This is a genomic window from Bacillus sp. LQ16, assembly GCF_057784645.1.
Map to the genome: position 1 here is coordinate 3,417,954 of NZ_CM173491.1, position 13,161 is coordinate 3,431,114.

Genomic DNA, 13,161 nt, shown 5'->3' on the forward strand with positions numbered 1-13,161 from the left:
GCTTTAAATAGTAATAATAGAATTCATATACACTGAATAATTTACACGTTAGGTTTATCTGTTAATGCAGTAACAATTCTGTCCACTAAGTCTTCTGGCATCCATTCATGATTTGTATCATTCGTTTCATTTGGCCCTAAAGAATCAATAAACTTTTTAAACTTTGGAAATAAAACAATAGAAGTGATCCAATGTATCGTATGATTTATGGAGAAGAAATGAAAAACTCCTTGCTTTTCACCCTCCTGTAATATTTCTTTTAACTGTTCAAAATTACCTATGAAATACGGTTTAATCTTTTCTAATCGTGCACTTTCCTTAATAATCTCCTCATATGCCAATGATCCAATTTCAGGGTTCTCTTTTATATGTGTAGTAAAAACCGTTAAATATTCTCTAAGGGCATTGATAGGATCAAATTGATTCTTCTCAAGAAAATTGGGTAGCTCATTAGCAAGACCATATTTCTTAAACACCTCATAATATAGGTTTTCTTTCCCATTAAAATAGTAAGAGGCCATAGCAACATTCACTTTCGCTTCTTTTGCAATTTCTTGTATGCTCGTACCTTCGTAGCCACGCTCTCCAAATTTTTTCTTAGCAGCCTTTAAGATATTTTCCATCGTCTGCTCTCGAGATTTCCCCATTTCACACACCTCAAATAGTATATATTTCACTTCAAAAACCCAATAAGGACTTTGAATAGAGTATCTTTTTAATGAAATTTAATTATATATTTAAAGTGGTAACTTAACAACCGATGAAGTTCTGATTACTTTAAACAATATCCCCTTGCGTAGCATCAATAGCTTTCAACTACTTTACGCTCTTTTCTAATTGAGTAAAAGAATAGACAAAAAACATCTAATTTCATCTTAATTTCGTGCGCGAATAAAAACATAATAAGGACCAAAGTTTATTTATTTTATAGATAAACTTTGGTCCTTTCGTTACATTATACAGATTTAAAATAAAGTGAAACTTTAATCAGTGGGGGTTTTGTTCATCCCCCACTGATTATTAGGTGAACCAATCGGGCTGCCCGTTAATGCGGGATAAACTAGTATACTCGTATCTTGATGAGATAATTATCCATCAATCGTCCATCATTTTCTGACTAAATCTGTTTAATCTCGATATAAGGTCCTTTAATGTTTAATTTGTTAATATCATTAGATATATTGCCTACAGTTGATTTTTCATTAAAAGTATAGACCTTTTCACCATTTACAAAGATACCCCAATTTTTATCTTCGTAACTGATACCATAACCAGCATTGCTAGACGTAGCTTTGAGTTGATTTCCATTCATTGAAAGAGATAATTTTCCTTTTCCTTTGTTAAGTTTATCATTCACGCTGTTGATACTATTCATTTGTTCTTCAAGGGCTTTTTGGTTATCAAGAGTAACTTGATGGTTTTTCCAGTCTAATTTATAGTGGTTCGTAAAGAATTCATTATATGTATCTTTATTATTTGTTCCCCACCATTTTGAACTTACCCATTCGATATTGTACTGATCTGAAACTCTACGATTTGTTATTTTTAAATCTGATGTAGTTTCTGTTTTATCAGCAGTAATAACCGCTACTACGTTTGGAGAAAAACCATAGCCTGTTAAAGCTGGTACTGTATCTTTTGAAACAAAATTATTCGTTCCTTCATTATAACTACGTGATTTCATAAATAGTTGATTACCATAGAAAGTATTGAATGAATCACGATTATAAATTCCCCATTCTGGGAAATTAAATGATTGGAATCCTACTTTCCAATTTAATTTTTTATCTGTGTGAGTCTCTAATACCGTTTTATAATCTACTTGATCATAAGATACACTTTCTTTCCAAGCAAAGCTACCTGTGATACTTGCATCGGCATTTGGCCCTTTATCATTTACTCCTACTTTAACACTTCCACCAAGTGTATACCCTACCTCAGAAGTGACCTTTGCTGAAGTCATTGTATTAACTGGGGCAGCTTTATGGAATTGAGCACTATCACCACTTGTTATTTCTGCTTCAGTATGATAGGCTGATGGCCATTTTAAACCTGCGTTATAGTATCCGCTATTAATTGTATATTTAGCATCTATATTACTACCATCAGTGGTAACAATTGCAATCTTTTTATCTGCGTAAGGATCCTCAATAAAAGAAACTTTTACTGAATTTTTGATATTCTGCTTCATGTCATAAGTAGTTTTAAAACTATTATAGACCTTCCCACCATTTTGAAGATTTTCTACAGTTCCTTTAGAATCTGCAAATGCAGATGTTGCTTGTAAACCAAATGATCCAGACATAATAACGGACGCTACCGCAACGCATTTAGCTATTTCTTTTGCTTTTTTCATACAGACAGCCACTCCTTCTTAAACATTTAAAAGATATAAATATATTATTTCTAGTTCACAAAAATAGAGATAGATTCATAGCCATACAATATAGAAATTCATTAACTTTTATGACACTAACTAAAAACACATGTTTCACTAATCTTCCTCTCACTATTATTGATAACTATTATCAACATTATTAAAACATAAAATAACGATTTAAACAACAATTTTAAATACAAATTTAAAATTGTTGTTTAAAAAACTGCAAAAAAATTATAGAATTCTTCATTTCGAGAATTACTATATTTTCAATTACTTATTACAGCCTATATTCAGATACATTATTTCCTTTCCATTCATAATAATCTAAAATTCCTTCATAAATGGCTTCTGCTGCAATTTGTCTGCCATTTTCCGTAGATAATTTACTGTAATCAATACCATTATCTATAAACGCCAGTTCCGTCAACACAGCTGGCATGTCATTTTCTCTTATAACATGAAGGTCTCCATGTTTAACTCCTCTATCTCGTGTTTGAAGTGCCTCTACTAAACGTGTTTGAATTTTTTCCGCTAAAACACGACTTTCTTCCACATGAGGATTTGTTTTTTCGGATTTAGAAGATTTATAGTAATATGTTTCTGTCCCTTTTGCATTACCATTAAAAGCATTTGCATGTACGCTTATAAAGATATCACCCTGATTTTTCTTAGCAAATTTAACACGTTCCTGTAAAGAACTTTTTTGATCATGTCCTGGTCTATTATCAGATTGACGAGTTAATAAAACTGTAAATGGTGTATGCTTTTCAAGTAATTGTTGTAGACGTAAAGAAGTGTCTAGTACAATCTTACTTTCAGGTAATCCCTTTGTGGATTTCCCAGGATCTTCGCCACCATGTCCAGGATCAATAATGATTATTTTGCTTTCTAATGGGTTTTTTGGACGATGTTGCATCATATCTGTTTTTGCAGTAAGTTGAGCAGCTTCAGCACGTGTTATAAATCTATTTGGTTGCCAACCGTTCTCAGTACCATTAGAAATTTTCAAACCGATTAAAATATTGGCATATTTTTCTCCCCAATGGCCTTTTAAATCTTCAAATTTAACCTGCTCGTTATGATTTGGTGTGCTTTGTAGTTTATATGCATTTACTAGCATCGTAGCCATAGCAGCGCGAGTTACTTTTCCGGATGGATTGAAGATTCCATTACCCTCACCTTTAACAATACCAGCTTTTTCAGCAGCAGCAATATACGGAGTAGCCCAGTGGTTTTGTGAATCTGTAAATGATGGTTTTGCATTAGAGTCAATTTGTATATCTAAAACTTTTGTCATAATTTTTGTAGCTGAAGCTCTGTCTAATGAGTCATTTGAACCGAAAGTTCCGTCTGGATAGCCATTCAATACCTGTTTATCAACTAAATAATTAACGGATTTGTCCGCCCATGCAGGAACATCTGGGAACTTATGAGTATTTGCAAATGTATTAGATGAGTAGGATAATAAACTTCCAGCAAGAATTCCTGTAGCAATTAATTTGTATTTCAAAATGAACACCTCTATCAAGTTATTACAATTTGGTAAATATATCATTTATAATTAATCTTTAAATAATACGACCTTGAATAAAGAATAGATTAATTCGTTTATATTACTATATAACGGATAATGAATTTTAAATCGAACTATTACTCTAAAAATAATCCTCGGACATACACTTATAGATAGAGATTATTAAATATACTCACCAACATCGTGTAACCAGTATAGTTACTTATACATACGAGTGTCAATTAAAATAACCTTACAATTTTGTAAGATAACCACCTTAATAGTAAACCAAGTAATTATTAAATATTATAAATAGTTACTAGATATAATAAAATAACAATCTTAAATTTTGAACAAAGACTAATTATTTTAATAGGAAAATAACTTATAACCACCGCATTTTCAACAATGCTTTTGAATCCTACTTTACTCTATAATTCTCTGTTATATCCCAACGTGAATGCTCCTATAATATAGGCGATTGCTGCAATGAATACTAGTATTTCCTCAAAAAAAATCTCTAGAAGCCACCTAAAGTAGCCTTTATTAATACACTCACACAATCCATCTTTTCACTCCCTTAAGACATCCTCAAATTTTACAAGGACTGAAAAAAGAAGAGGAATACCTTCCCTCTTCACCAAAAAAATTAAAAAACACCTTAATTTATATCCCCTGCCTTTTACAATCTCACGTCTATTGATAGCCAGTTTAATTCTTCAATTCTATTTTCATAGATTCATGTATTCTTCTAAAGTCTGCTTTTGTTTATATATATTTTCAGCAATATCTCCTACATAGCGAATATGCCAAGGTTCATATGCATAACCTGTAATACTTTCCTTTCCCTTAGGATAACGAATGATAAACCCTGCGCGATGCGCGTTTTCTTTCAGCCATTTTCCTTCCTTCGTATTAGCAAAGGATAACTCTAGTTCATTGTTCGCACTTTTAGAAGAAACGTCCATTGTTAACCCTGTTTGATGTTCGCTATGTCCTGGTTTTGCCGAGAAGCGATCCGTATGCTCTTGTCCTTTTCTTTTCACATTGTTTGTATACAATCGTTGTTGATAGTCATAGGAACGAAATCCCGAAACAGCATTTAACTGAATCCCCTCCTGCTTTGCTAAATCAAATAACTTTTCCAGTGCTTCTGCCGCCTCTTTACGGAGGTGGCTCTTTTCTACCGTTCCACTAAATGAGAATGGTACATTTGGTACAACTAAATCCTCTGGTTTATAGTCTTCGGGTAATCCATATTCCTTATTAACTACAGCCTGTATACTAGCAAAAGAACTTTCATTGTATTTTGATTGCCCTTTTCCTCTACTATCTTTCTCTTTATTTATGGAGTTTTCACGAGATTCATAGTTCGTCTTATCTGGTTCTTTACCAATAGATTGATTGGTGTAAATTATAAAGATACCTAACATCATAATTACACAAATGAAAATTCCTACTAATTTAAGTCTCATTATTCATTTCCTTCCTGCAACTCTTACTATTTCTCGTTCATAATATCTCAACCATATCAAATTCATATTAATTTGAAGTGAACTTTTGTTCTTACCATATTTCTTAATAGAAAGACTGTATATCCTTCTATTTGTTTGACATCATTAAGATGCTCACAAATATAAATAAATTCTATTCCTACATATAGATAAAAAATCTAAAAATTTATATAATAAGATTAGAAGTGTAGCGTATTATTATTGAAGGGTCTTGGTATAATGCTAGGCATTAATGTAAAAAAAACAAATGAAGAGTTAATTATTTCATGGCAATTGGCGGAGATTACAATTCCATTACGTGATGTGATTGAGATTACCGAAGATGCTACCTATGCTGGTGTTGAAGAAGTAGATGTCATACGTATTGGAACAGCTTATGGGACAACAGACCGTATTTTAATTAAAACAGTAAAACAAAATTATGTATTATTTACTACAAATAAATTTGCTATTTTAAATGCCATTCACGCTTGAATATAGGAGTCTTCTTGGCTAAAATGATAAAAATAAGCACATCTTGTTATAAAAACAGATGTGCTTATTTTTTAATTTCTATGCATTTTTACGTTTTAAGAAAATCACTCCACCAACAATTAACAGTAATGCGCCTGCAGCCATAGAGATCCAACTTGTAAGATTAGTACCTGTTTGCGGTAACCATCCAATTTTAGATTGAATTTCTTGCTTAGGTTGTGGTTGTTCTTTTACTTGCTCGTTAGGCTGCTCTGGTGTTGGAGTATTTTTATCTGAATTTGGCTGTTCTGGTTTAGGTTGTTCCGGCTTTACCTCTTTAAATTTCACTGTTTGTCCCTTATCTTCAATTTCAGCGTGAATAGCTACTAATATATTATCTTGATACAGTTCTTCAAACACGACTACTTCTTTACCTTGTAATGCAGAAGCATTAAATGTGAAATCTAGTGTGATAGAACCATTCTTCTCTTTAGCAATAAACTTAGATTCTACTGTTACTTCTTTACCATCAACTAATAATGGCTTGTTTGTTGCTTTATCCATCAGTTTACCTTTTACAACATACTCTTTACCCACGATTAAGTCTTTGTATTCCACTGTATCTTGGATTGTTACAGATTTAGAAGCGTCTAACTCTTTAGAACCATCAGCTTTGTTTGTTGCTGTCGTTTTAATAGAAGGTTCTACAAATCGAACTGTTTGACCTATATCGTTAATGTCAGCATGTGTTGTAATTACTTGCCCTTCATGTAATAAGTCTTCAAACACGACTACTTCTCTTCCTTGCTGTTCAGCACCAACAAAAGTAAAGTCTAATGTTACAAAACCGTTCTTTTCTTTTGCAGTAAACTTCGTTTCAGCTGTTACTTCTTTTCCATCAATTAATAATGGTTTGTTAATAGCTTTGTTCATTAGTTTACCTTTTACAGTGTACTCTTTACCTACAACTAAGTTAGTATACTCCACTTTGTCTTGGATAGTGATAGAATCCTTTGAATGAATCTCTTTTCCACCATCAGCTTTGTTTGTTGCTGTCGTTTTTACTGATGGCTTAACGAACTTAACTGTTTGACCTTTATCATTGATATCAGCATGTGTTGTAACAGTTTTTCCTTCTTTCAATAACTCTTCGAATACTACTACCTCTTTTTCTTCTAAACCAGTTGCATCAAATGTGAAGTCTAATGTAATAGAGCCATTTGCTTCTTTTGGTGTAAACTTCGTTTCAGCTGTTACTTCTTTACCATTTACAACTAATGGTTTATTAGTCTCTTTATTCATTAATTTACCTTTTAAAGTGTATTCTTTACCTACTTGTAGGTCTTTGTATTCCACTTTATCTTGGATTGTTACAGACTTAGACGTGTGCATTTCTTTTGTACCATCTGTTTTATCAGTAGCTGTTGTTTTTATTGAAGGAATCTTTTCATCTTTGACAATGTGTTTAATGATTTGACCATTCTCTTTAATTTCAAAAGAGAACGTTTCTTCATTTAATACATAACCTTTTGGCGCAACAGTTTCTTTATATGTGTATTTTCCAAATGGTAATTTTTCAAATTTAGCGATTCCTTTATCGTCTGTTTTTCCTTTTACTACTTCTTTTCCTGCTTCGTTATAAATCGTAAATTCTGCATTTGGAAGCTTGTTATTTCCATCAGCTACATCTACCTTTGTAATTTCTAGATCACCTTTGATAAGATGATTAACTGCCAATAACTCAATAATCTTCCCATGTTCCTTTATTTCGAACATAATTGGTTCTTTAACAAGAACGTAACCATGTGGAGAAGCCTTTTCTACAAATGAATATTTACCATACGCTAAATCTTTGACGTTAATCTCACCATTTTTATCTGTCTTATATTCCCCAACTACTTTTCCACTTGCATCTTTTAGCTCGAATGCTGCACCTTCTAGTTTTTTACTAATATCTTCATTATCTACTTTTAGTAATTTTACACTACCTTTCACTTCGGTATTTTCCACTGTAAAAGTAAGTGTTTTATTGTGCTCTTTAATTTCAAAAGGATACTTTGTTTTATTTCCAATATATCCATTAGGTGTTTTTGTCTCTAAGAAATAATACTTACCATACGTAAGACCTTCAACGTTTGCAATTCCATTTTCTTTTGTTACTACTTTTTGCACTTCTTTTCCATCTTCAGTAAAGACTGTGAATTCAACATTTGGTAAAACCTTTCCTGAATCACTGAGCTTTTTAATTTCGATGTTACCTTTTACTTTGTTATTTACTATTTGGACAGCTCCTGTTTCTCCTGTCTTAACTTCAATAGTTTGTGGTTTATCATCTGAAACATAGCCTGTTGGTGCTTTAATTTCTTTTAATGTGTAAGTACCAATTGGTAAGTTGTTTAATTCTGCCATACCATCAGCACCAGTCGTGATTTTTCCGACTGATTCATTATTTACATTAAAGACCTCAAATACTGCACCAGCTAAAACTTCTCCATTTTCTCCAACCTTTTTAATTTTTAAAGAACCAGCTGCTTCCCAATTTACTGCAAGATCACTACTAAGCTTTTCTTCATTTCTCTCTAATAGTACTGTAGCATTCTGAATAGTATCCGTACCACGGTAAGCAATTGCTTGAACTTTAGTTAAATTAGCAGCAACACTTAAATTAAATTCACCCGTTTTTGTATTCTTAGGAATTTGGATACGAAATTTTTCTCCAACTGAGAGCTGATCTTTCACTTCTCCATTTTCACTTACAATTCTAACTCCATTAGGTGCATTTTTCGCTACTACCTTATAAGAACCACTCTTAGCATTTGTTTGTACTGAATATAGATTTGTTTCGAAGAATTCGCCCTTTAATTCTGCTTTTTGCTTTTCAGCAGGAATGACATTCATAAAAACATCTTGAGTCTCTTCACTATTATTAGCATTACTAATAATAGCCTTAGCTGCTTTTTCAACATTTTTATTCTCATGTTTTAATTCATTTACATCGAGTTGACCTAATGCATTCCAAACCGCAAGTTGCGTTGCATAATGCGCTTCATTTTTATTAGCTACTCCCAGCTGTTCAGCACTTTTTTGCGGGAAACCATTTAATAAGACTCTATATACTACATTATCTGTTTTCCCCATTTCAGGAAGATCTTCACCATTTGGTGATTTTAATCCAAGAGTTAAGCAATAAGCAATTTGACCACTTGAATTTTTAATCATTTCAGTGCGAATGTACTTACCTAGACTATTACTATAACTCCAGTCCATTGAATATTTCTCATGCGTCATAACCTCTGCACTAGCCCTAGGTAAAAATACATTAAGGAATAATGCCAGTACTGATAATAATGTAAAAACTCTTATAATGACTCTCTTACCCAATTTTGTAACCTCCCTAGAATAAATTAATCCGAGTATATATCGCAATATCTAAAACATTCACGATCGACCCATTTATCATTATAAAACAATAAATTACAAATATTAAATAATTTTAATAAAATAGTCAAAAAATTTACACATTTTATTATTTATCAAGTTTTTTAACGAATTTACTATATACAAATCCTAAAACACGCCTACAATTTAAAATACAAATATGTATGTTAAATATATAAATAGCAATTCCTTTACTCCAGTTATTAAGCTTTCCCCTATTAAAAATATCCTCTTCATTTTCTTGTTAACCTGAGTAACTTATACACCTCTTCTAATCTATTGCACTCCTCCAATTAAATATAAAGGTGACTTCTCGTTCAAAGAATAAACTGAAACTTTAATCCTCCCGATTCCCATCTAACTTCTTTGCTTTCATTGAATTTTTGGGCGGGAGTCTTACTGCCCCAAAATAGCGGGATACATTATGCAATATTGCATTTGATAATCATTTTCAGTGTAACTATAATGATTACAGGATTACTATTAATCCAATATTCTACATGGAGGTTTTATTATGTTTAAAAAAATTATTGTATCTTCTATGGCGCTTACTATGTTCGGTGGAGCTGCAACTATGCTAGAGGCACCTACTGCTCAAGCAGCTTCTTATAACTCAACGTCATCCTCTTACTTTGATGTCACTCCTGAAGAGGCCGTGGCTTTCTATCAATCTCAAGACTATAAAAAATTAAAAGTATTTTTGGATGACTTTGAAGCAAGAAACCCTTATAATCCAGGTGGAGGCTACGCTCAAGGGAGTGTACGTATGCAAAAATTCAACGATGCTCTTAGAGATGCAAAATTAACAAATGTCTACCAAGAATTTATTAGAATCTCATACTACAATCATTATCCAGAACCAAAATAATAACAACGGATAAAGTGAAACTTTAATCAGTGGGGGTTTTGTTCATCCCCACTGATTATTAGTTGAACCAATCGGGCGTTTACTGGCAGTTGATGCGGGATTAAATGTTTATTATTTCTATAACTTAGCCTAATTTTAAATGTATAACCTAAAAATAATTACTAAAAACCACTCATATAAGAGTGGTTTTTCTATTTCCCCATATAATTTAGCTGAATGTTACATCACCTTTATTTTAATATCTTTTATAGTAGACATTCTCTCGTTGACACAAACTAGTAGATTAGCAATGAAAATATCAAAATATATTTATAGGTGGTTGGAAGTAATTGTTTTCTGTTTAATAGCAAAAAACGAACACCCTCTCACAATTAGATAAGGTGCTCGTTTTCATTTTTATCGGTAATTCACAATTCACTTTAGCTTCTTTCCAATAAGTAAAGATTAAATTAACTTAAAAACAAAGCGTTTTAAATTTAATTCATAGATCTTACTGAAACTTGGAATTGCCCCTTAGAACCATCATCATTTGAAACATAAATTTTATATGTTCCATTCGGTAATGGAGATAAAGCATTCCGTACATTTGTAACATTAATTTGTTGTTCTCCAGGTTTTATATAACCACCAACAATTAGCTCTGTATTTGGACCTTTTACACTATATCCCATTGTATTTTGACCATTATTTTTCATAGAAAAGCTTAAGTCAGTACTCCCATCATATACGAAAGAAGTTTCAGCCTCGCCACTATAATCCATTGTTTGGGTTAATAATAAGTCTGCAGAAACATGTTCAACTACATGAATTGGATCATTCGTTTTGTGTACTTCTTCAGCATAAGTATTATTCCCTAACACACCAAGTGTTAATGCTGAAACTACTCCACAACTAAGCACTAGTTTATTTAACTTCATTTTAAGTTCCCCCTTGATGTTTGTATTCTATTACCATCATACATCCTTTTCCAAGTGCGTTTTTATGTAATAATTCATATCTATAAACCTATATATCTTAACTCTTCACCTTAATAGTTATTGAGAAACCCACATAGATAAAGTTACAATATTACGCTTCATAAAAAACATGTAAATTTTAAATTCTTTTTCTAACAAAGTTTTATACGAGTAAGTACTAAAATACTCACATAAATAGCATTTCTATTTCAGATAAAATGTACTAATAAAATTTTTCTAAAATTTCACTTTGTAATTTGATATATTCCATGTTAATATAACGAAGGCTACAAACAGGAGTCACCACGCATATCATTTTCACAGAATATTCATACTTAAAAACCTTATTTTATCAGTAACTCAATCTAAATTTTACCTATACAAAAGTTATTTTATAATTTCATATGCACATAAATTTAAATAGATTTTTTATCTATTATTTTTTCCTATTTTCCTTATCGATTTTAATACGAGTAATATAACAGCACTTTTCAAGTACCCTTCCTTTTTAGATAAAAAGTCTACTAATACTAAACATCTTTGTCCAACTCATACATAATTCTACTTACAAACTATTGGAGATGCAAAACTATGGGAATTTCTACTCTTTTATTAAATACCTTTATTATAATAATTTGTATCCTTAGCTATCACGTATTCTGGCTAGAGTTTAAAGAAAAAATAACATGTAATAATATGTTATTTTCTATCCTTTCCTCCATTGCTATTATTTTTTGTATGACTTTTCCTTTTCATTTACATGTGGGATTTATTTATGATTTACGTTTTATTCCTATAATATTAGTTTTTCTATATGGAAATACAAAAAACATTGTTTTTATAGGAATTTTATATCTTTCTTATCGGTTTTACTTAGGCGGAAATGGCGTTCTTCCATCATTTATTATCTTCACTATTATTTTTGGTATAACAATGCTCTTTCGTTACTTATTACCTATGTATGTTAAAGAAAAAAAAGTATTATTAAGCTTATTCCTTATTTTAGTATGTACAACTTCCCTTTCTATTTGCGGTATTGTAACTCAAATACATACAGGAGGGAAAATAGACTCTACTCTCATAGAATTTTTATTAAATTACATAATCATTAATATTTTCACAGTATTATTATCAGTTTATTTAATAGAGGGAATGATCGAGAAATATAAAATGAAAGAAAAGCTACAACGGGCTGAAAAATTTTATATAGCTAGCGAACTAGCAGCGTCAATTGCACACGAAATCCACAATCCACTAACCACGGTACATGGATTCACTCAATTATTAAATGAAAAACATGCCTCTAAGCTATCTCAGGATCAATACTTAGAAATCATGTTAATTGAAATGCAGCAAATACAATCTACTATTAATAACTATTTATCTTTAACCAAACCACAGAACACCCTAAAAGAGAAAATAGATATTAATCACATTTTAAATCAGGTGAAAGATACTATTTCACCACTCGCTCTATCATACAAAGTTGAAATCAAACAAAATAGTACAGATTCCTTTTATATAAATGGGGACCCCGAAAAATTCAAACTCTGTCTAAACAACATCATCCAAAACGGAATTGAGGCTATGAAAAATGGTGGATTATTACAAATAAATATACAAAAAGTAAAAGGAAATATCATAATTGATATTATTGATTCAGGAATTGGGATGTCATCTCAACAAATAAAACGAATTGCTTTGCCATTCTATTCAACAACAGAAAAAGGAACTGGGCTTGGTACTATGATTGCTTATAGTATTATTAGAGAATTAAACGGAGATATAGAGATAGAGAGTGAATTGGGTAAAGGGACACGCTTTTCTATTAGTATCCCTTGCTAATGTGATAAAAATTTTCTGTTTAGTTAATTACATAAGCACATTTTAAGAATCCTGCTAGCTAACTTACTTATTAATTATCTTAAATTTATGTGCGTTAATTAAAAACAATAAGGATCAGAGCTTATCTATTGTTACAGATACACTCTAATCCTTTAGTTTAATTACATTAAACGCACTTAATATTTATAACT

9 protein-coding genes are annotated in these 13,161 nt (G+C 31.4%); 3 read left to right on the forward strand and 6 right to left on the reverse strand.

Going from position 1 to position 13,161, the window contains the following annotated elements:
• Positions 1–41: 41 nt before the first annotated feature.
• The 4 genes from hlyIIR to AC3EMB_RS17160 all read right to left on the reverse strand — a co-directional run bounded on the left by hlyIIR (position 42) and on the right by AC3EMB_RS17160 (position 5,371).
• Positions 42–647, reverse strand: a complete 606-nt coding sequence (gene hlyIIR / locus AC3EMB_RS17145) for a hemolysin II regulator HlyIIR (protein ID WP_053563864.1) — start codon at positions 645–647, stop codon at positions 42–44.
• Positions 648–1,117: 470 nt separating this feature from the next.
• A complete protein-coding gene (gene hlyII / locus AC3EMB_RS17150) occupies positions 1,118–2,356 on the reverse strand; it encodes a hemolysin II HlyII (protein WP_053563863.1) in 1,239 nt (412 codons plus the stop codon).
• Between the two features lie 304 nt (positions 2,357–2,660).
• Positions 2,661–3,893: an N-acetylmuramoyl-L-alanine amidase gene (locus AC3EMB_RS17155; RefSeq protein WP_000875658.1), complete on the reverse strand. Its 1,233-nt coding sequence runs from the start codon at positions 3,891–3,893 to the stop codon at positions 2,661–2,663.
• A 734-nt stretch (positions 3,894–4,627) separates the two neighbouring features.
• A complete protein-coding gene (locus tag AC3EMB_RS17160; RefSeq protein ID WP_001237442.1) occupies positions 4,628–5,371 on the reverse strand; it encodes a M15 family metallopeptidase in 744 nt (247 codons plus the stop codon).
• A gap of 258 nt (positions 5,372–5,629) precedes the next feature.
• On the opposite strand from AC3EMB_RS17160, the gene AC3EMB_RS17165 reads away from it, so the two are divergent.
• Complete coding sequence (locus tag AC3EMB_RS17165; RefSeq protein WP_000900689.1) at positions 5,630–5,884, forward strand: SunI/YnzG family protein; 255 nt, start codon at positions 5,630–5,632, stop codon at positions 5,882–5,884.
• Positions 5,885–5,962: 78 nt separating this feature from the next.
• Here AC3EMB_RS17165 and AC3EMB_RS17170 read toward each other — a convergent pair whose 3' ends face one another.
• Positions 5,963–9,244, reverse strand: coding sequence for a VaFE repeat-containing surface-anchored protein (locus AC3EMB_RS17170; RefSeq protein WP_488517180.1), 3,282 nt, complete (start codon positions 9,242–9,244; stop codon positions 5,963–5,965).
• A gap of 571 nt (positions 9,245–9,815) precedes the next feature.
• Between AC3EMB_RS17170 and AC3EMB_RS17175 the strand changes: the two genes are divergently transcribed.
• On the forward strand, positions 9,816–10,169 hold the full coding sequence (locus AC3EMB_RS17175; protein WP_265938805.1) for a hypothetical protein: 354 nt from the start codon (positions 9,816–9,818) through the stop codon (positions 10,167–10,169).
• 476 nt (positions 10,170–10,645) lie between these two features.
• On the opposite strand, the gene AC3EMB_RS17180 is transcribed toward AC3EMB_RS17175, so the two are convergent.
• Positions 10,646–11,086, reverse strand: coding sequence for a hypothetical protein (locus AC3EMB_RS17180; protein WP_000773517.1), 441 nt, complete (start codon positions 11,084–11,086; stop codon positions 10,646–10,648).
• Between the two features lie 630 nt (positions 11,087–11,716).
• Here AC3EMB_RS17180 and AC3EMB_RS17185 point away from each other — a divergent pair.
• Positions 11,717–12,970, forward strand: a complete 1,254-nt coding sequence (locus AC3EMB_RS17185) for a sensor histidine kinase (RefSeq protein WP_095690411.1) — start codon at positions 11,717–11,719, stop codon at positions 12,968–12,970.
• The last annotated feature ends 191 nt before the right edge of the window (positions 12,971–13,161 follow it).